This is a genomic window from Terriglobus albidus, from assembly GCF_025685425.1.
GTDB lineage: Bacteria > Acidobacteriota > Terriglobia > Terriglobales > Acidobacteriaceae > Terriglobus > Terriglobus albidus.
In genome coordinates this window covers 255,050-274,732 of sequence record NZ_JAGTAS010000057.1, presented here as the reverse complement: position 1 = coordinate 274,732, position 19,683 = coordinate 255,050, and the positions used below count along the sequence as shown (strand labels likewise).

The window sequence follows — 19,683 nt, the reverse complement described above, 5'->3', positions numbered from 1 at the left end:
AGAAAACCAAAATACCTTGCGTCTGAATCTAACTCCCCAATTGCCGACGTGTATCGGTTACCCGAAATTACAGGTCATCCTAATGAATCGCAAATATCTTTTGACTGCGCTCGCTGGTGTTCTAGCCTCTCCGCCTCTTTCTGCGCAGTACATTCGAATCACAATTCCGCGGCGTGCCGAGTTGACTCCGGTGCAACGGCTCAACCGGGAAGGTGTGGACCACGTCGTAAAGCATAAGTATGAGAAGGCAGAGGCCCTGTTTTACAAAGCCTATCTCTACGACCCTTCCGATCCGTTTACCCTGAACAACCTCGGTTATGTATCCGAACTCCAGGGCCAGGTCGATCGGGCCGCCGAATATTACCGGCTTGCGGTGGAGCAGGGATGCGAAGCCGTGATCGACCGCAGCAGCGATAAAGACCTTAAGGGAAAACCCATGATGGATGCTCTCGGCACCATCAAGAACATGCCGATGAGGATCAATCGCATCAATATCTATGCGATGCAGTTGTTGCAGCAGAATCGGGCTTTCGATGCGGAAGCCGTGTTGAAGCAGACTCTTCCTCTCGATCCGAACAATCCGTTTACGCTGAATAATCTCGGTATTGCTGAACAGGCGACGGGGAATCTCGAAGACGCCCTCAAGTACTACGACGCAGCAGCGAGGACCCATTCGACGCAGAAGGTGGTGGTAGCGCTGGAGAAGTCATCGCGGGGCAAGTCGATCAGTTCGCTCGCTGCTGAATCCGCCGAGAAACTTCGCGCACGCATGGCGGAGATGGATATCCATCAGATTCGCGCCCACATGTTCACGGTAAGAGGTGTGTCCGCCCTCAATAAAGAAGATTGGGCAACCGCCCGCAGCTATTTTGAGCAAGCCTATGCCGCGGACCCCAACAGTGCGTTCTCTCTCAACAATATCGGTTATCTGGCAGAGCGGGACGGCGACCTGGAGACGGCTGTTTCTTACTATGCACGAGCCAGAGCTGCGAAGGATGCCGGGGATGCTGTTGGTATGGCGAGCCGTTCCGAGGCCGAAGGCCGTCGCCTCGCCGAAGTAGCACTTCAGAGCCGGCAGGATGTCTACCAGGAATTGAAGTCCCCGAAGCCAGCTCCTGCTAACCCTAATGAACCCGTTGAACTCATACGGCGTGATGGCAGTCCGGAACCGCCGCCGTCTCAACCCGAAAATCCAGAGCCGGCGCCTTCCAGTGCACCGCTGCCTCGCTAAATGTAATCACGACGAATCAAAGGATGCTCCCCGGAATGCCAAACTCCCATCTGCCCGACACCTCAGCCGACACTATGGACATACTCTCTCGGCTGGTCCTATCCCCAGTGGCCGGTCTCTCTCCTCTCATTAGCCGCTTGCAGCAGATGAGTACGGCGCAGTTCGATGAGCTCGTGTCGCTGGCGCATAGCAACCATGTGGTTATCCGCGGGATGGAGGCGTACCGGAGCTTGATGCTCCAGGCGAACGATCGTGAACAGGTTCGGTGTGCCGATAATGTCATCGCAGCCGAGCGTGCCCGTATCGCACATGCTGCGACTTATCTGCAGGCGATCTGTACCGTATTCGCTAACGCCGGTTTAGACGTAACCGTCATCAAAACCCTGGATCACTGGCCTGACTTTGGGAGCGATATGGATCTATATACGAATGCGGCCCCTGACCTCGTGGTTGCCCTGATGCAGCGACAGTTCGATGCCACAATTGCGTCGCGTAGTTGGGGAGATCGCTTGGCAGGCAAGTGGAACTTCGAGATTCCCGGCCTGCCTGAAGCTGTCGAGATCCACATGTGTCGCCTTGGACAGACGGGGGAACATCTGACACTGGCAGAGAATATTCCGGCGCGATCGCGAGCACTGGAGTTTGAAGGAAAGGTGTTTCGCGTGCCATCGCCTTCGGACCGGATCATGATTTCAACCTTGCAGCGCATGTATCGCCATTTCTACTTCCGCCTGTGCGACATTGTCGACTCTTCAGGACTGGTAGCCTCCGGCATCCTGGACTATGAGGACTTGAGGCGTTCAGCACAACAAAGCGGAATCTGGGAAGGGGTTGCAACCTATCTCGTGCTGGTCTCGGATTACGTGTGGAAGTACACCGGCTCCCATCTTCTACTTCCTGAGTTTGTGCGAGATGCCGCCCGCTTCGATGGGAAGGTCATGTACTGCGGGAAGAACTTTCTCCGCGTGCCCATCATGCCGCAATCGGCAGAGCTGTACAGACTGCAATTGCTGGATACGTTCAGAAAGGGAGAAATCAGCAGCGGCGCCCGCCTGGGGCTTTTACCGTGGCTTGCGACGGCTGCGGCAATCGGACACAAGATCACCGGTAGCGACAAGGGAATCTGGTGAGCTCTTCCTGTGTGATGTGCACAACCTTGTGCAGACATGTGGCAACCAATAGTGCACATGTTTTTGTGACATGTGTGGTCTACGGCAAGCAGTGAAGCTACGTGGGGCACACAGGTCATCCTTATGGAACGTTAATTTCCTGTCTGGAGTTGGGCGATGTCCCATCCGCATCTCAGCATAGTAATTCCTGCCTACAACGAAGCTAACCGGATCGATAACACCCTAAGCCTCACACTGAAATGCATTGAGGCGCGTCAATGGGACGCGGAGTTGCTGGTGGTGGACGATGGTTCCACGGATCGTACCGTTTCGATTGTTGAAGCGTGGATGCAGCGTTACTCGCGGTTACATCTGATCAAGAATCTCAGAAATCGCGGTAAGGGATACGCTGTCCGCAATGGCGTTCTGCAGGCCGCAGGTGACATCGTCATATTTAGCGATGCTGATCTGTCTGCACCGATCATCGAGGCGGAGCGGCTGATTGCTGCGCTTGGCGCCGGGGCCGATGTAGCCATTGGTTCTCGCTGGCTTGACCGGGCTCGGCAAACCGTCCGGCAGCCGCTGTACCGTCAGATATTCGGCCGTTGCTTCAACTACGTTACAAGAGCTATGACGGGCCTCTCTTTCAAGGACACGCAGTGCGGGTTCAAAGCGTTCAAGCGTGATGCGGCACAGGTAATCTTCCGCCTGCAGACAATCGAGCGTTGGGGATTCGATCCGGAGCTGCTGTTCATTGCCAGCAAGCTTGGCTACCGCATTGCGGAGGTTCCTGTGACATGGGGACATGATGACCGTAGCCGTATCAGTTATCTCAGGGATGGCGCCAAGATGTTGGAGGAGATGGCAATCATACGATTCAATGCGGCTGCCGGGCGCTACAGCAAGGCAATCGCGATGATGAGGGATACCAGCAATCTGGTGACTGCCCCTTCTCGTCCTATCGAGAGATCGAAACAACCTGCAATCGCCCAATAAAGAATATGAGCTACTACTCATCCCCCCTCACGTATCCCTATTCGCATGCACGCGGGCATTCTTCCCCATTCCCCGCGCATCGGAGCACTCATGAGAAATGGCAATGCTGTACTCGAATTCCGAAGGAAACACTCCTCTCCTTCACCGCATCCAAATACTCGAACGACATCCTGCGATAGCGGCAGAAAAACTGAGGATGTAACTTTCATGGGAATCTCGCAAACATTACCTGCCTTTGATCGAAAGCAACCCCTCGCAAAAAATTCTCAAGACTACAAGATCTTGAGTGGCGATCTCTCTCAGGTTACCGGGAAGGGCGTGCTTGCTTCTCTCATGGAGGGCCTGCACGATGTGATTGCCCCACCGAAGGCTCCTCCCCTGCATACAACATCCAAACCCATTGTTTTGCCCGACCGCATGGCAGTGAAGCGAGACCCTCGGGCGACTGGTCTCGCGATTGCGATCAACTGCGTTGCACTGATGGCTCTTATCTGGCTTGGTAGTCGGAAGATAGTTGCTGTCGTGACTCCGAGACCGGCCAAAACGGTGACCCTGGTTGATCCTTTGCCGCCTCCCCCAGTACTCCCCATCGCTCCTCCGAAGGCGGTGGCGATGAGCGGCGGTGGAGGGCAGCACACCCCGATTCCGGTCTCACGTGGGAACCCGCCGAAGTTCGAGCCGAAACCAACCATCATGCCGGCTGTAATGCCGACTGCGGCTCCGAAGATCACGATGGCCGTCCAGCCGACGATTAATGTTCAGGCGGATCTGAAGATGGCCAAAGCCGATGTGCCCAACCTGGGAATATCAAGTGCACCCTCGGTCGTGGTATCAGCAGGAAACGGGGCAGGTGCAGGACTCGGTGCGGGCTTTGGAAACGGACTGGGATCAGGCTCTGGAGGGAACTTCGGTGGCGGTGTCTTCAAGGTCGGCGGGGGTGTCTCGGAGCCACAGGTAATCTCTGCACCCGCTCCAGGATTTACCGAAGAGGCCAGGCGGGCGAAGGTCTCCGGCAAAGTCATTGTCTATCTGCAGGTAAGCCCCGACGGGCGCCCCATGCATGTACGTCTTGTGCGTGGCCTGGGGATGGGATTGGATGAAAAGGCTCTGGAAGCTGTTCGCCAGTACAAGTTCAAGCCGGCGATGAAGGACGGACACCCCGTCACGGTTGAGATGAACGTAGAAGTGAACTTCCAGATCCTGAGCTAGATTCTGCGTCATTGGAACTGCTTTGGTAAGAATGCAAGGATGACATTATGAAGCGATCGATGAAGCGGAGCTTTTGGTTAACATTCTGCACGGGAATGTTGCTGACTCTTCCTTATCAGGTTCGTGCTGAAACGTGTACGACGCAATCAAAGATGCAATCGGCTGAGAGGAACGCGCTGGCGGATGACTCATTGGCATTGGCGCGGAAGGTCCAGGCAAACGATCAGGCTGGAGTACAGGCGGCGACGATCCCGGAGTTTGCCTCGAACTTCAGTGGCATCGCCAGCGCCATCACTACGGTATCTCCCAAGCTGGCAGGGAAGAGCGCTGAAGTTGAGCAGGTATATATACTCGACGCCAGTAGTAACACTCGTAATGCCGACGGTACCTTCCCAAACGCCGAATTTTTCTGCACACTCAACGGTGGTAAAAATGCTGAGGCGGACTTCAGCATTCCAGGGCTACCGCCAGGCCGCTACGCGTTTGCGATGGTGGATTTTGTAGGCTCTTCTCCCTGGACCCTCTCCATGCTGTTGCGGCAGGATAGCTCAGGTAGCCCTTGGAAGCTCGCGGGTCTCTTCCCGAAAGAGGACTCAGCAGCCGGACATGATGGTTTATGGTACTGGCGCCAGGGTCGGACCATGGCGGCCAGCAAAGAACCGTGGGTAGCTTATATCTACTATCAGCAGGCCAGGCAGCTACTTCAGCCTGCCGTCTTTGTTTCCAGTACTCATCTGGAAAGCCTTCGCTCCGAATCTTCGAATGCGCTGCCTCCGGAGCTTGCCAATGGAATCAGCGCGGACTCACCGCTACTCGTCAAAGGAGACGATGGTACGGCGTACCGCTTCTTTTCCATCGCTCCGGATAATGGCCTCCACGCAGATAAGTTGGATATCGCGATTCATATGCAGATGGATCCATCCATCACGGATCCGGCGGTGGCGGAGAAGCGTAACCGCGACGCTATGAGTGCATTTCTGAAGCAACATCCTGCACTTCGGCAAAACTTTCGAGGAGTGTGGGTCTTTGCCGAAGCTCCAAATCGGCCGCCGGTAACGACCGTAGCAGCCATGAACGAGATCCACTAGAGCATTTTCCCTGTAGGTGTAGAGTTGGGTCTCCGCATCTATGGGCGTTTTCCGCAATGAAAACGCCGCAGCACTGCTCTTCGGGATACCCAGCAACAGGGAAAATGCGACTAGAGCATTTTCCCTGTAGGTGTAGAGTTGGGTCTCCGCATCTATGGGCGTTTTCCGCAATGAAAACGCCGCAGCACTGCTCTTCGGGATACCCAGCAACAGGGAAAATGCGACTAGAGCATTTTCCCTGTAGGTGTAGAGTTGGGTCTCCGCATCTATCGGCGTTTTCCGCAATGAAAACGCCGCTTCACGCCCTTTCGGAATACCCAGCAACAGGGAAAATACTCTCATGAGATCTTGCGCCGATGAGTAATTCTGAACTGACCCAGGTTCTCCTTCTTCTTTTGCTGTTGGCAGGATTGGCCCAGCTGCTGGGATGGGTCTTTGTCAAACTGCGGCAACCGAAAGCAGTTGGTGAGATTCTCGCCGGCATCCTTTTGGGAGATGCGGTGGCCGGTCGAATCCCGACTGTCGCGCACTTCATTGACAGTGCAAAACATCAAGGGAATGTACTCGATTTCGTCTATTGGCTCGGTCTTCTCCTCCTTATGTTTCTTTCGGGCGCGGAGACCCAGCAGCTCTTTACTCATGAAGAGCGACGCGAGGTCGGTTGGCTGACAATCGTCGGTACGGGCCTTCCATTCCTGCTGGGGCTATTCTTTGCCCCTTGGCTGATTAAGCCATCATTGCTGGGCCCGAATGGCAATCGAATCTCAATCACAATCATTCTGGCTGTAGGCGTCGCCGTCACTTCGGTGCCGGTTGTCTCTAAGATCTTTGCCGACCTGCATATCCTTCACACGCGTTTCGCTCGTTTGGTTCTAGGGGTAGCGGTGCTCGAGGATATCGTTCTCTGGTTGGCGCTGGCGGTTGCTACTGCAGCCGCAGGGAAGGCTGCATTGGATGTCCGGGGGCTGTCGTATCACCTTATCGTAACGGTGACCTTCTTCATTCTTGGACTCAGCCTGGCGCCGCGCCTGGTCAAGCGGTTTAACAAGGCCAGCTTCAACGTGATGGCAAAGGCCTCACCGACCGGTTACGCCGTTGCCGTATTGCTTGCTTACTGTGTCGTAGCCGGAGCGCTGCATATCAGTATGGTTTTCGCTGCCTTTCTCGCCGGTTTTGCCGTCGTCCATAAAAAGCGCCGGCTCTTTGCGGATGCATTGGAAGCGATCGGCAAGGTCTCCTTTGCGTTCTTCATCCCGGTTTACTTTGCGATCGTTGGTTTACGGCTCGATCTGATTCGAGGAATATCCTTCTGGATGCTGGTTGCCTTTATTCTTGGGACATCCGCGGTGAAAGTGTTGTCTGTTTCCTTGGCCGGACGCTTCGCGGGGTTCCGTGGACTTGACCTTATCAACCTCGCCATCACCACGAATGCACGCGGAGGTCCGGGGATTGTCCTCGCCAGCGTTGCCCTCGATGCAGGCATCATCAGCGCGCAGTTCTACACGACGTTAGTTGTGGCTGCTGTGGTTACATCGCAGATTGCGGGCGTGTGGCTCGATATGGTCGTGCATAAAGGCTGGCCGCTATTGGCGCCGAAGCCATTGGCCGGGCCGGCGGAAGTAGCCCTTGTCTCCACCTCGGAAACCTGAGAAATGTCGATAGTGTTTACGTGCCTTTCGTATCCTGGTCGGGCGCGACAACCACGAATGGCCGCATCATATCGTTGTCTTCGTGCTCCAGCATGTGGCAGTGAAAGACGTACTTGCCCGTATAGCCTTCAAACCGTGCAAGGATAGTCAGAATGTCGCCAGGATTTACCGTGGCAGTATCTTTCCACCCCTGCTCATTCGCGCGTGGTGGTCTCGGTGAGCCTACAGGCTCAATCTTTCCGTTCATGCGGTAGGCGCCCAGGTCGAAGCCTTGCCGGTGCAAAATCTGAAACTGGACAAGGTGCACATGCATGGGATGTGCATCATCGCTGGTATTAATAAACCGCCACTTCTCCAGCGTACCTAGCGTCACCGTTTCGGTAACAGGATCGTGATATCCCTTTCCATTGATATGGAGGCCGATCGATCGGCCTTGTGCGTCCATCTCCTCGGTAAGGATGAAGTCACGTGTCTTTATGGCTTCTCCTTCGTTCAGCTTCGTAAAGGTTACGTTCTCTGGAAGGCTGAATGAGCGTGCCGGCCCGGCAGGAAGGGTGACCCGGAACTGCATGAATTCCAGCAGAATTGGCCAGGTGGCATTCATCACATTCCACCCTGGATATGGAGCGGGAGCGTCGTTGCTGAGAGTCACTGTCTTCCCAGCGAGCGACGAGAAGTCGACGATGAGATCTGCCCGTTCTCCTGGCGCCAGTTCCAGCTTTTCGAGAGCAACAGGTTGCGGCATCAATCCACCGTCTGAGCCAATCTGATGGAACCTGATTAATTGAGGGATATCCGTCGGCCGCTTCGCCAGATTCAAATACAGATTCAATACGCGAGAGTTGCAGGAATTCAGCAGACGAATCCTGTAAAGCTGCGGCCGGACCTCCACATAGGGATAGATTGCCCCGTTGACCACCGGAAGCTCTCCGAAGAACATCGGCCCCCAGACTCCTTTTGGCAGGGGAACAGCATCGTCTAACGTAGGGGCATAGAGAAGCTGGCCGTCTTCGTCCAGTGTGCGGTCCTGCAGGACGAGAGGAATTTCGTATTCGCCGGAAGGCAGGTGCATGTTCAGTTCTTCATCATCCCGCAACAGGTAGAAACTCGACAGGCCGGCATAGACGTTCAGCCGCGTGATACCGATGGCATGATCGTGGTACCAAAGCGTCGCGGCGCGTTGCTGATTGGGGTAGTCGTAATGCACCGAGTGTCCCGGCGTGAACCATTTCTCCGGAAGGCCATCGCTCGAGGAGGGGACATTGGCTCCATGCAGATGAGGCACAGTTCTGACTTCAGGTGCTGGAGGCATGGCCCCATGAATATGGGGATCAATCGGCAGGATATGCCGCATCGGAAGCCTGTTCTCCCATTGCACTTCAATAGGCCTATTTCGGCGGGCCTCAATCAGTGGCCCGGGATACTGTCCTTCGTACCCCCAAAGGCGTGCCGGAGGAAGCTGGGAATGCAACGGACGAGTGAACTCCACCATCCGGATGCGGTACAGGTCTTTACCTTTCCGATGTCCATAGGGCGACAGTTGCGACAGTCTCGGTAAAGGGTCGATGTATCGCTCGATGGTCGCGGGCTTCCGGTAGCCAACCTTCGGTGAGCTCGGTTCTTTTTTCTGGCCGTGTGCCTCGTGCTCCAGAAAAAGCCCAGGCATGGACGCCGCCCATAGCTTCAGGAACTCACGTCTGTGTCTTTTCCCCATGTCTCCTCAAACCCGTTAGAGCATTTTCCCTGTAGGTGTAGTGTAGGGCTTCCGCATCTATGGGCGTTTTCCGCAATGAAAACGCCGCAGTACTTCTCTTCCGGGATACCCAGCAACAGGGAAAATGCGACTAGAGCATTTTCCCTGTAGGTGTAGTGTAGGGCTTCCGCACTTATGGGCGTTTTCCGCAATGAAAACGCCGCAGCACTGCTCTTCGGGATACCCAGCAACAGGGAAAATGCGACTAGAGCATTTTCCCTGTAGGTGTAGTGTAGGGCTTCCGCATCTATCGGCGTTTCCGCAATGAAAACGCCGCAGCACTGCTCTTCCGGGATACCCAGCAACAGGGAAAATGCGACTAGAACATTTTGCCTGCAGGTGTAGTGTAGGGCTTCCGCATCTATGGGCGTTTTTCGCAATGAAAACGCCGCAGCACTGCTCTTTCGGGATACCCAGCAACAGGGAAAATACTCTAGATGCGCCAAAAGACGACCATATCGTGTGTGGCAGCTTTTCTGTCGCGGGGCTGCGACGCATCAAATGGTGGAAAGGGAGTGCGGTCAGATGGCGAAAACAGAAGCGGCCGAGGTTCTCTCGATCGATGGGCACGAAGTACGTATTACCCATCCTGAGAAGCTCTATTTCTCGAAGGATACCCGTCTCACCAAACTTGATCTTGTCCGCTATTACCTCTCCGTCGCATCTGGCGCACTTGGCGGAATTCGGGACCGTCCGCTGGTATTGAAGCGCTTTGTGAATGGCGCCGAGGCGCCGGCTTTCTACCAGAAACGTGCTCCGGCGGATCACCCCACATGGATGCAGACGGCCACGCTTTCTTTCCCTTCTGGAAGAACTGCCGAAGAACTGGTGGTCAATCATGCTGCCGGTTTGATCTGGGTGGTGAACCTTGGCTGCATCGAACTGCATCCCCACGCCATTCGGGTAACCGATCTCGACCATCCGGATGAGTTGAGAATCGATCTCGATCCCGGTCCAGGCATTGGGTGGGACGAGGTTCGTAAAATCGCGCTCGAAGTGCACGCATTGCTTGAGGAGATCGGGCTCCGGGGATGGCCCAAGACAAGCGGCTCCCGAGGCATGCATGTCAATGTCCGCATAGAGCCACGGTGGACATTTGAAGAGGTGCGGCGTGCCGCGCTGGCATTGTCTCGCGAGATCGAACGTCGCGCGCCGTCTTTGGCTACATCCAAATGGTGGAAAGAAGAACGCCACGGAGTCTTTCTCGATTACAACCAAAACGCGAAGGACCGCACGACAGCTTCAGCCTATTCTGTTCGGCCACTTCCAGATGCCCGCGTATCCATGCCTGTGTCGTGGAATGAGGTGCGAGATTGCGAGCCTGCCGATTTCACTGTGTTGACTGTGCCCAGGCTGTTTGCCGAGCGAGGGGATGCACATGCCGATATGGATGCCTACGCTGGGTCACTGGAAGGGCTTTTAGAGATGGCTGCGCGAGACGATGCCGCCGGCCTTGGGGACGCACCCTGGCCACCTCATTTCCGCAAGACGGAAGGAGAAGGAACTCGTGTGGCGCCCTCCCGCGCAAAGCAGCCCCGGGTGAAAATGCCGCTTGTAACGGTCGCCAATTCGCCGGACAAAGATGCTGCTCTGGCTGGACTCGAGCGATGGAAGACGCGACACGCAAAAGCGGCTAGCTATTTGGAGATAGACGATGTGCTCGTCGATTCCATGCGCGGGCGATCATCCACATGGACCAGGATTCGGGTGAACCTTCGTCATGTGCCTGAGGCAATGCGGCCAGCCCAGGAGACTCCGGACCCGGACGACGATCCGACTCGCAAGGCTGGCAGATCGCGACGGCAGCCGGCAAAAGGCTGATTTAGAGCAGTTTCCCTGTTGCTCGATATCCCTGAAGAGGAGTGCAGTGGGGTTTCATTGCGGAAAACGCCCATAGATGCGGAACCCCTGCACTACACCGACGTGAAAATGCTCTATTGATTCTCTGGAAAGATCGCCTTCAGCTCTTCCGGTGGCACGACCTCAAGCTGTTCGTACGTACACTCCTCCGGCTTTTTATCAAAACGCCAGCGGCGAAACTGCGCCATGTGGCGAAAACGTCCACTCTGCATGTGCTCATAGGCCACTTCGGCAACAAGCTCCAGGCGAAGAGGCTCCCAGGAAAGGTCTTTGCCTTGACTCCAGCGACTCTGGCCTCCGGGTCTGCGATGCCCGCCGCCATCTTCCGTTTCCTCGTCCAACTGCCCCTTCCAGGGATGATTCGCGAGAGCATCCTTCTGATAGGGCTTCAGGTACTCGACAAGCTCATATCGTTTTTTGAGAGGAAAGCTCCCGCAGACTCCGACGTGCTGCAGTACTCCGGAATCGTCATAGAGACCCAACAGCAGGGAACCAACTGCCGGCCGGTCACCTTTGCGATACCAACGAAACCCGGCAACGACGCAATCACAGTCACGTTCATGCTTCACCTTAAACATGGTTCGCTTGTCGGATTGGTAGGTGCTGTCTTTTGCCTTTGCGATAACGCCATCGAAGCCGGCGCCTTCGAAACGCTGGAACCAGTCACGCGCTAACTCCGGATCGTCTGTGGCTGGTGTGAGGTGAATCGGCGGCTTTACTTTGGAAAGCAATGATTGCAGCTTAGCCCGCCGTTCTCGAAACGCTGTCTCTCTCCAGTCACGGTTACCCTGGGCCAACAGATCGAAAAACACGACCGAGGCAGGTGTCTGCTGGCTAAGCAGCTTTACTCTTGATGCCGCCGGATGAATGCGGAGCTGTAAAGCATCGAAGTCGAGAGCTCCGTTTCTCGAGATCACAATCTCGCCATCGAGAACGCATCTCTCCGGGAGCTGCTCCAGGAGGGCCTGGACAAGCTCCGGGAAGTATCGATTCAGCGGCTTCGTATCCCGGCTCTGGAGCAGAAGTTCTTTTCCATCACGAAACACCAGCGCACGAAACCCATCCCACTTCGGTTCATAGATCCACTCGGAACCCACGGGTAGTTGATCGACGCGCTTGGAAAGCATGGGGAGTACCGGTGGATCGACGGGAAGATCGAAGTTACGTTTCTCTTTCACGTTGACCCACCTGAGTTGGTGCATGTCGTTTCATGCACCGTAGGATGCTTCGGGCAAGAACTACGTTCGCCCTCTATCTCCTACTCCTCTATTGGTTGCCGAGTACCGCAACTATTGGTTGCCGAGTACCGCAACACCATAGGCAGGCAGACTGACACTCGTGACGGATTCGCCGTTGTGCAGGATGTCCTTGCGTGCGCCTGGCAGCGTAATGGTCTTTGTCTCAGTGCTCAGATTCACCAGGATGGCAATCTCCCGCTGATTGCTCTCCCGAAGAGACAACTCAACGCCCTCGGGCATCACAGGCCAGGCGCTCTTCACTCCACTGGTGTCCAACATCCAGTGCACGGCCTTCTTGGCGGTGTTTTCGTCCAGCCACGCACCGATATACGTAATACGGCCCTTGCCAACCTTCTTCGTAATCGCCGCCGGTTGCCCATCGAGCCAGCCGTTGCTCTTGCCATAGCGCATCAAAGTTTCGGTATCGTCCTTCGCGCTGAGTTGCTCCGCCCAGATGGCTGAGGTCCCGTTGCCCCAAGCACCCTCAACCGGAACAGGAGCCAGGAGTGCATAGTATTGCTCCACGCGTCCTCCCAGAGGTGCGGCGAAGGGACCCGGCTGGCGTGCGGGCTGTAGCGAGTTATCCTCGTCTTTCATTACAGAACGCTGGCCAAATACAAGGTGACCGCCGTGTTCTACATACTGCATCAGGTTGGCCGTCTGTTGAGGTGTGAGCAGGTTCATTGCAGGGGCAACGACCAACTTGTAGGAGTCAAGCGGCGCCGAAGGCGACACGATATCGACCGAGTGTGCCTCTGCACGAAGCGGCTGATAATAGCTGACCAGCGCATCTACGGGATCCCATTGGCGGTTATGCCTCTGCCAGTTGATGGCCCAGCGGCTCTCATAGGATTGCAGTACCGCAACCTGAGACTTGACCGTGGTGCCCATCAGTTCGTGTGAAGCGGCGGTGAACTCTTTACCCACCCGAGCAACTTCGTCGTACAGCGGAACGGGCTCGCCATCGGCGCCAACCAGGGTCCCGTGGTACTCCTCCTGCCCATTCAACGCAGAACGCCACTGCCAGTATTCGACCGCATCGGCGCCATGACCAATGTCGTGCCATGCCATGGCACGAACTTCGCCTTTGTCGAGCGCGTTATTGTTTGCGTGCCAGTTCACGAATCCCGGCTGTGTCTCCATCACCCAAAAATTCTTGCGTAGAAAGCCGCGGGTCAGATCGTGGGCTGCGCCGTTGCGTGCTGCGTTGAGATGACCGCTTCCGACATAATCGTCCCACGATGCGAGATCAAGGTCCTGGCTGACGGTGTAGTGGTCATACTCATCAAACCATCCCATCATGTTGGTGGTGATCCATTGGCGACGGTCTGCCTTCGTCCGAATGACATCGAGCTGATTCTTCTGATAGCTGCGCCAGGTGTCGGAAATAAACCGCTTCCAGCTCAAGAGCAGACCAGGATTTCCGTACTTCGTCTCAATGGGAATCTGTGACCAGTCGCTATAGGTCTGGCTCCAGTAGCTGGTGGTCCAACGCGCGTTCAATGCATCGAGCGTGCCGTAGCGTGTCCGAAGCCAATCCTGAAACATCTTTTTGGTCTGTGGATCGTAGCTGACTTCCGCGTACTCGTTATCGATCTGCCAGCCGATAACATTAGGGTCATGGCCAAACCGCTCCGCCATGACTGACGCCATCTTGGCGGAGAGCTCACGATATTTGGGATTGGCCCAGTTGAACTGCTGACGGTTGCCGTGTTCCGCGCGTTTTCCATTCTGGTCAACCCACAAGGTCTGGGGATATTTCTGCGTCAACCATGCGGGCGGCGCGGCACTCGGCGTACCAAGCACTACGGCGATGCCGTGTTTCTCCGCCAGGCGAATCGCTCGATTGACCCAGTCCAGGTCGTAGTGGCCCTCGCTGGGCTCCATCGCGCTCCAGGCAAACTCGGTAATGCGGACGAAGTTGATGCCTGCTTGCTGCATGAGCGTGAGGTCGCGTTCCCACCGGCTCTCGGGCCACGCTTCCGGATACCATGCCGCGCCAAGGTAGAGCTTCGTGGCATCCGTTGCCGGCGCCTGGGACACCAGCGGATTGGCGAAGAGAACAGTAGCCAGTACAGCAGGAAGGATGCGCTTCATCAGAATCTCCTGGATGTCGGCATTCACGGGAAATGCCTGATTCAGGCGGAGGTCCCCAGACAACGGGCTCTCGCGCTTGATGCAACTCTTCGGAAGAGTACACGCATGATTTGTTGACCGTCATCTCGTCGATAGCCGAAGGAGAGTGCGAAAGGGCGACGCGCGTTGCATGCCGTGGAGCGAAGCCTTGGCTGCTTGTGCCGTTTCCGCTAAGAAAACGGCACAAGCAGATTATCTAAGGTGACGTTATTGGGTGAACTGCTCTAAAGGTCGCCACGCTTCATCTGTTTCACCGCATAGTCGCATGCTCGTGCCGTCATCGCCATGTACGTCAGCGACGGATTCTGGCACGCAGACGACGCCATAAACGATCCATCTGTTATGAAAAGGTTCTTCACATCGTGCGCCTGGTTCCACTGGTTCAACACGGAACTCTTCGGATTGCGTCCCATGCGGGCACTTCCCATCTCGTGAATGCACTCGCCGGGTAGCGACGGTGTATTCATCTGCGTGATATCTTTCGCACCCGCCGCCTCCAGCATCTCGGCAGCGGTTGTCGTCGCATCCTTGAAGATGGCCAGCTCGTTTTCGCGCCACTTGTGGCTGATTCTCATGGCAGGAATCCCCCACGCATCGACCTTGTTCTTATCAAGAACCATGCGGTTGTCCGGATGCGGAAGGCACTCGCCCCAGGCGCCGAAGGTGAATCGCCACGGCCCGGGCTGCCGCAGCTGATGCTTGAAGTCCACGCCGAAGCCCGGCATGTTGCTGCCACGTCCCCAGTCCTCGCGTGCGGCGCCGCCCTGATAGCCATAACCACGGACGAAATCCGGATGCTTGTCCTTGACATTGCGGAAGCGCGGCATGTAGATGCCGTTCGGCCGGTTGCCTATCTGCTGACGATCCTCGTGCCCCGGCATGATGCCGCTCGCCCCGGCATGGAAGATGTGGTCCATCAGATTGCGTCCCAGCTGGTCGCTTGAGTTTGCCAGACCGGTCGAGAACTCCGGCGTCGCCGAGTTCATCAGGATACGCGCCGATTCCAGCGTCGATGCACACAGAAAAACAATCTTGGAGTGAAACTCGAGTGTTTCTTTCGTCTGGGCATCGATGACCCGAACGCCTGTAATCCGGCGCGTCTTCGAGTCGAAGATCAGACTATGCACCACGCTGAAGGGGCGAAGTGTCATCCTCCCTGTTGCCTCCGCCGCAGGCAGGGTCGAATGGATACTGCTGAAGTAGGAGCGCGTGATGCAGCCGCGCCCGCACGGTCCGCAGTAGTGGCAGGCTGCACGTCCGCGGTGGGGTACGGTCAGGATCGCTGTACGTCCGATAGTCAGGCGACGATCGGGAAACTTCTTCGCCACGATGTCCCGCATCTCCAGCTCGGCGCAGTTCATCTCAAAGGGCGGAAGGAACTTACCATCCGGCAGCTGCGGCAGGTTCTCGGCCTGCCCGCTGACGCCGATGAAATCTTCCACGTAGTCATACCACGGCTCGATGTCCTTATAGCGAATGGGCCAGTCTACGCCGTGACCGTCTTTCAGGTTTGCCTCAAAGTCAAGATCGCTCCACCGGTAGCTTTGACGTCCCCACATCACCGAGCGTCCACCGACATGGCGTCCACGCAGGAAGAGATACGGCTGATCGGCAGGCGTGGTGTACGGGTTCTCAAGATCGTCGACGAAGAACTTGGAGTTCCATTCGTCGGCGATATACCGCTGCATCGGCTGGTGGACCTTCATGTACTGCCGGTCCTGCATGCCGCGAAACTTCAGATCCCACACCGGCACATGCTCCACATAATCTTGTTCAGGAACAATCGTCTGGCCTGCCTCAAGCACAAGGGTCTGGAGGCCTTTTCCGGTTAGCTCTTTCGCCGCCCAGCCGCCGCTGATGCCCGAGCCCACAACAATTGCGTCGTACGTATTTGCTTTGTTAGTAATGACGTTCACTTCGATGCCTCCGCCAGTGGTGCGCAGCCGGCGTGTCCCGGCGGGATAATCGATTTACCGAGCTCTTTCGCAAAGCCGATCTCGGAGGTGTAGTAGCTGGCCAGGGTCAGCTTCTTCATCTGGTAGAAGAAGTCCATCGGTGGCGGCGGCGCCGCAGCCTGTGCCGCCTCTTTTTGCCTCCGGACGAAGTGCATAGCCGCGGCATCGAGTTCCTTCAGCAACTCGGTACGTTGTGCTTCACTGCAATCGACAAAGCTGGCGGAGAACCGCGCACGGCTTTGCGTATCCACCTGATCCAGTCCGGCGAGGAACTGCTTTGTTTCTGCAGGCTCGAACCATTCGCTGAGCAGGAGGTCGATAAACGCGTTTACCTTCGCTCCCTTTGCTCCTGGAGTATCGGTCTCCGGGATAATCATCTCGGCAATGCAGATGACGGTTGCATCCTGGTGCGCACTAAGCGTCTTCAGCGCGTTAGAACGCACAGCCGCTGTGTTGGTGGCTTGCGTTAGCATAGCGAGTGCTTCTTGCGGCAGGGCCGAGATGGCGGCGGCTGACCCTAGAAGCTTCAAGACGTCACGTCGTTGCATTCAAAACTCCTTTTCGTTGGACCGTCTTCGTTGAGCGTCGTTTTCCCCGCCGCCTGAGAGCGGATATTTTTGGGGATGACGGCAGTTCTTGCATATCCTTGCGCCGGCGCTCATGTTCATACTCTTCCATCAATCTGACGTGACAGGCCAGCGGAAATCGTTTGAGACGATTCATTTCGCTCAGAGTGCTCTATTTAAAGGTGACCTGTCGCAGAGGCTCCATACGAGATTACACATCTATTCCCGGTATCGTGGCGGTATCGATTTGGTTCTCGATGTTCAATAGTTTTTGTTGCGAATTCGCGGAACAGCGCTAAACTCTCTCTTCTGAGATACGCCGTGTCTCAGAGAGAGGAGATTGCGATGCAGATCAATGTAGCCGATAGCCGCTGGACAACCTGGTTCTCGATTCTTCTCATGCTCTTGATCTGTGCGATCTGGTCAAGCTGCCAGTAACAAAGGCATCGCGTAGTCCTTCGGGAAAGGCGCAGCTTCGCCCAGCGATCGAGTTCGTGAAGAATCCCGAACTCCGCACTAAGCCTTTAGGAGAATTGCTCTAATCGGTAGATCCGGCCAGAACCTTCTTTACACTCTCCGGCAGGGGAGTCTCACTCACCGCCAGCAGATTTGCTACCTCCCACTGCTCCCGATCGCTCAGGACGTGCTTGAATGAGGGCATGGCGGTCAGACGGACGCCGTTCTCGATGAACCAGTGATATGACGCGGCTCGATCAGCCAGATCGGGTGGGTTGTTGCCCACGGCGTGATGACGAAAGAACTGCGGTGTCTTCGGAAATGTATTGACTCCCACTTCTGACTGAACAGCAGGAACGCCGTGGCAGAATGCGCATTCGCTCATGTAAATGGATGCGCCTTCCCGCAAGGTAGCTTCGTTGATGGGGATGGGATTACTCCTGGGGCGTTCCTCATCGACACGAGCGAGTAGCGTGGAACGTGCGATCCGCTCCTCACCGGGAAGCATTGGATCCGCTACCGCAACGGGTGGATGGCCGAAGTGCAGATAGAGCCATCCGGCTGCCGGAACAAGAACAATACCGAGGATCAGGAAGAGGAGTGCAGTATGTGCGCGCTTCATCGTGAATATTACCTCAATCGGTTTTGAGCTTTCTCGGTCGGGATCGTCATCTCAACGATCGCGTTTGCACCTTCGGTGCCCTTAAAAATTTGATACCGTTGCTGGCCTTCTGAACGGAGATATGCCGAGAAATGGCATTGTGGAGACGAAGAAGTGACAAAGTTCTTGAGATCACACTTCATCACTGAGAAACAAAGAGGCTCCCGCTCGAACGGGAGCCTCTTTGTTGTTGTTTTCTTGCTGTTTTTTTTAACCGCGGCTCGGTGTGACGACGCGATAACTTGCACCACCGTTTGACCAGACCAGGAGTAGAACTTTCTTTCCGTCTGGGGTTGCGCGAAGGCTGTTTGCCGCTTGATCGGCTGATGCAACAGGCTTGCGATTTACCTCGAGTACGACATCGCCGGGCTGAAGACCGGCATCTTCAGCAGGGCTGCCAGGCCGCACCTGCTCAATGGCGGCGCCTTTTACGTCAGAGGGGATATTGAGCTGCTGGCGCAGATCCGGTGTCAGCTCGCCCAACGCGATTCCGATTTTGCCGTTGTTTCCGCTTGGCTGTCCGTTGTTACTGTCGTCGGAGGCCATTTCGGCGTTCTTCTTGTATTCGCCCAGCGTGACATTGACTGTTTGTTCACTACCGTTACGCAGGATACCGAGAGCAACCTTCGTTCCAGGCGTCATCTGTGCAACCTGTAACTGCAGGTCACCTCCATTCGCGATGGGACGGCCGTTGAGGGTATAGATGACGTCGCCATTCTTCAGGCCGGCCGATGCAGCAGGAGATCCGGCTGTGACCTGAGAGATGATCGCACCGCGCGCATCTTTAAGATTGAAGAACTGTGCATTCTCAGGCGTGACGTCGTTCATCCCTATGCCGAGATATGCGTGATGCACCGAACCGGTGCGGATGATCTGGTCAGAGATCGCCTTGGCTGTGTTTGCCGGAATAGCAAAGCTGGCGCCGGCGAACGATCCGCTATTGGTGGCAATCATCTGGTTGATGCCGACCAGTTCACCGTGAGCGTTGACCAATGGACCGCCGCTGTTTCCAGGGTTGACGGCAGCATCCGTCTGGATCAGACCTCCGGGCGTGCGCGCATCGCTGGAGAACGGCGCTGGACGATTTACGGCACTGACAATGCCGCGAGTGACGCTGAACTGCAGCACGCCGAAGGGGCTGCCGAAGGCGAGCACGTTCTGACCTGGTTGCAGCTTCGAGGAATCGCCCCAGGTGATCGCGGGAAGATCGTGCGCATCGACTTTGACGACGGCGATGTCCGTCAGCTTATCGGACCCGATGACCTTGCCGGTGAGCACACGACGATCATGGAGCGTGACCTTGATCTGTGTAGCACCATCGACTACGTGATGATTGGTCACGATATAACCATCGGGCGAAATGATGACGCCCGAACCGACTCCGTGACGAAGCGGTTCCTGTTGTGGCATGCGGCGGCTGCCAGGACCTCCGAAGCCGAAGAACTGACGGAACTGCGGTGGAAGGTCGTTCGGATCAAGATCGCCCTGTATGTGCGTCTGCACGTCGTCGTCATCGCCTCCCTTGCTGGTCACGGCCACGTTGACGACCGCCGGGGTTACACGAGCTGCAAGGGTTTCCATGTCGCGATCGAGCGCGAGCAGAGAAGAGACGCTATTGTCGTCGAGCGCAGAGGCGGTAACTGCCGCGGCATGCACCTCATGCTTGTGCGTCATGAGTACAGCGCCCGAGGCGCCGAGAGCGAGAACGCCGGGCAGGATAATGCGGCGAGTCAATTTGTTGGTAACTAATGAATTAGTTTTAGCGGACATGGGGTG

15 protein-coding genes are annotated in these 19,683 nt (G+C 56.1%); 7 read left to right on the top strand and 8 right to left on the bottom strand.

Annotated features, from left to right (window positions below):
* The first annotated feature begins 82 nt into the window (after nt 1-82).
* The 6 genes from OHL21_RS17425 (at nt 83) to OHL21_RS17400 (ending at nt 7,282) form a co-directional block, all read left to right on the top strand.
* Complete coding sequence (locus OHL21_RS17425) at nt 83-1,231, top strand: tetratricopeptide repeat protein (RefSeq protein ID WP_263418565.1); 1,149 nt, start codon at nt 83-85, stop codon at nt 1,229-1,231.
* A gap of 35 nt (nt 1,232-1,266) precedes the next feature.
* Complete coding sequence (locus OHL21_RS17420) at nt 1,267-2,361, top strand: hypothetical protein (protein ID WP_263418564.1); 1,095 nt, start codon at nt 1,267-1,269, stop codon at nt 2,359-2,361.
* Nucleotides 2,362-2,517: 156 nt separating this feature from the next.
* Nucleotides 2,518-3,336: a dolichyl-phosphate beta-glucosyltransferase gene (locus tag OHL21_RS17415; RefSeq protein WP_263418563.1), complete on the top strand. Its 819-nt coding sequence runs from the start codon at nt 2,518-2,520 to the stop codon at nt 3,334-3,336.
* A 207-nt stretch (nt 3,337-3,543) separates the two neighbouring features.
* Complete coding sequence (locus OHL21_RS17410; protein WP_263418562.1) at nt 3,544-4,545, top strand: energy transducer TonB; 1,002 nt, start codon at nt 3,544-3,546, stop codon at nt 4,543-4,545.
* A 152-nt stretch (nt 4,546-4,697) separates the two neighbouring features.
* The gene (locus OHL21_RS17405; RefSeq protein WP_263418561.1) at nt 4,698-5,633 is read left to right on the top strand and encodes a protein kinase family protein; all 936 of its coding nucleotides are present in this window, start codon (nt 4,698-4,700) and stop codon (nt 5,631-5,633) included.
* Nucleotides 5,634-5,989: 356 nt separating this feature from the next.
* Nucleotides 5,990-7,282, top strand: coding sequence for a cation:proton antiporter (locus tag OHL21_RS17400; protein ID WP_263418560.1), 1,293 nt, complete (start codon nt 5,990-5,992; stop codon nt 7,280-7,282).
* 16 nt (nt 7,283-7,298) lie between these two features.
* Here OHL21_RS17400 and OHL21_RS17395 read toward each other — a convergent pair whose 3' ends face one another.
* Together OHL21_RS17395 and OHL21_RS17390 are read right to left on the bottom strand one after the other, a co-directional pair.
* Nucleotides 7,299-8,996 carry a multicopper oxidase family protein gene (locus tag OHL21_RS17395; RefSeq protein ID WP_263418559.1) on the bottom strand — a complete coding sequence of 566 codons (1,698 nt, stop codon included), beginning with the start codon at nt 8,994-8,996 and terminating at the stop codon, nt 7,299-7,301.
* Nucleotides 8,966-9,415 carry a hypothetical protein gene (locus OHL21_RS17390; RefSeq protein WP_263418558.1) on the bottom strand — a complete coding sequence of 150 codons (450 nt, stop codon included), beginning with the start codon at nt 9,413-9,415 and terminating at the stop codon, nt 8,966-8,968. The genes OHL21_RS17395 and OHL21_RS17390 overlap by 31 nt, the downstream gene beginning before the upstream one ends.
* Before the next feature lie 145 nt (nt 9,416-9,560).
* Between OHL21_RS17390 and ligD the strand changes: the two genes are divergently transcribed.
* On the top strand, nt 9,561-10,856 hold the full coding sequence (gene ligD, locus OHL21_RS17385) for a non-homologous end-joining DNA ligase (RefSeq protein WP_263418557.1): 1,296 nt from the start codon (nt 9,561-9,563) through the stop codon (nt 10,854-10,856).
* Between the two features lie 113 nt (nt 10,857-10,969).
* Here the strand turns inward: ligD and OHL21_RS17380 are convergent, their stop codons facing one another.
* The 6 genes from OHL21_RS17380 to OHL21_RS17355 form a co-directional block, all read right to left on the bottom strand.
* The gene (locus OHL21_RS17380; protein WP_263418556.1) at nt 10,970-12,073 is read right to left on the bottom strand and encodes an ATP-dependent DNA ligase; all 1,104 of its coding nucleotides are present in this window, start codon (nt 12,071-12,073) and stop codon (nt 10,970-10,972) included.
* Nucleotides 12,074-12,184: 111 nt separating this feature from the next.
* Nucleotides 12,185-14,230, bottom strand: a complete 2,046-nt coding sequence (locus OHL21_RS17375) for a beta-galactosidase (RefSeq protein WP_263418555.1) — start codon at nt 14,228-14,230, stop codon at nt 12,185-12,187.
* A gap of 263 nt (nt 14,231-14,493) precedes the next feature.
* Nucleotides 14,494-16,185 carry a GMC oxidoreductase gene (locus tag OHL21_RS17370; RefSeq protein ID WP_263418554.1) on the bottom strand — a complete coding sequence of 564 codons (1,692 nt, stop codon included), beginning with the start codon at nt 16,183-16,185 and terminating at the stop codon, nt 14,494-14,496.
* Nucleotides 16,182-16,772, bottom strand: coding sequence for a gluconate 2-dehydrogenase subunit 3 family protein (locus tag OHL21_RS17365; RefSeq protein ID WP_263418553.1), 591 nt, complete (start codon nt 16,770-16,772; stop codon nt 16,182-16,184). Before OHL21_RS17365 ends, OHL21_RS17370 begins: the two co-directional genes overlap by 4 nt.
* 556 nt (nt 16,773-17,328) lie before the next feature.
* Nucleotides 17,329-17,868 carry a c-type cytochrome gene (locus OHL21_RS17360; protein WP_263418552.1) on the bottom strand — a complete coding sequence of 180 codons (540 nt, stop codon included), beginning with the start codon at nt 17,866-17,868 and terminating at the stop codon, nt 17,329-17,331.
* Between the two features lie 249 nt (nt 17,869-18,117).
* Nucleotides 18,118-19,677: a trypsin-like peptidase domain-containing protein gene (locus OHL21_RS17355; RefSeq protein WP_263418551.1), complete on the bottom strand. Its 1,560-nt coding sequence runs from the start codon at nt 19,675-19,677 to the stop codon at nt 18,118-18,120.
* Nucleotides 19,678-19,683 lie beyond the last annotated feature (6 nt).

Bases quoted from the DNA above. Each gene is read 5' to 3' on its own strand.
- OHL21_RS17355 (WP_263418551.1), bottom strand. From the start codon at position 19,677: ATGTCCGCTAAAACTAATTCATTAGTTACCAACAAATTGACTCGCCGC.
- OHL21_RS17415 (WP_263418563.1), top strand. From the start codon at position 2,518: ATGTCCCATCCGCATCTCAGCATAGTAATTCCTGCCTACAACGAAGCT.
- OHL21_RS17375 (WP_263418555.1), bottom strand. From the start codon at position 14,230: ATGAAGCGCATCCTTCCTGCTGTACTGGCTACTGTTCTCTTCGCCAAT.
- OHL21_RS17360 (WP_263418552.1), bottom strand. From the start codon at position 17,868: ATGAAGCGCGCACATACTGCACTCCTCTTCCTGATCCTCGGTATTGTT.
- OHL21_RS17395 (WP_263418559.1), bottom strand. From the start codon at position 8,996: ATGGGGAAAAGACACAGACGTGAGTTCCTGAAGCTATGGGCGGCGTCC.
- OHL21_RS17405 (WP_263418561.1), top strand. From the start codon at position 4,698: ATGCAATCGGCTGAGAGGAACGCGCTGGCGGATGACTCATTGGCATTG.
- OHL21_RS17420 (WP_263418564.1), top strand. From the start codon at position 1,267: ATGCCAAACTCCCATCTGCCCGACACCTCAGCCGACACTATGGACATA.
- OHL21_RS17400 (WP_263418560.1), top strand. From the start codon at position 5,990: ATGAGTAATTCTGAACTGACCCAGGTTCTCCTTCTTCTTTTGCTGTTG.
- OHL21_RS17365 (WP_263418553.1), bottom strand. From the start codon at position 16,772: ATGCAACGACGTGACGTCTTGAAGCTTCTAGGGTCAGCCGCCGCCATC.
- ligD (WP_263418557.1), top strand. From the start codon at position 9,561: ATGGCGAAAACAGAAGCGGCCGAGGTTCTCTCGATCGATGGGCACGAA.
- OHL21_RS17410 (WP_263418562.1), top strand. From the start codon at position 3,544: ATGGGAATCTCGCAAACATTACCTGCCTTTGATCGAAAGCAACCCCTC.
- OHL21_RS17425 (WP_263418565.1), top strand. From the start codon at position 83: ATGAATCGCAAATATCTTTTGACTGCGCTCGCTGGTGTTCTAGCCTCT.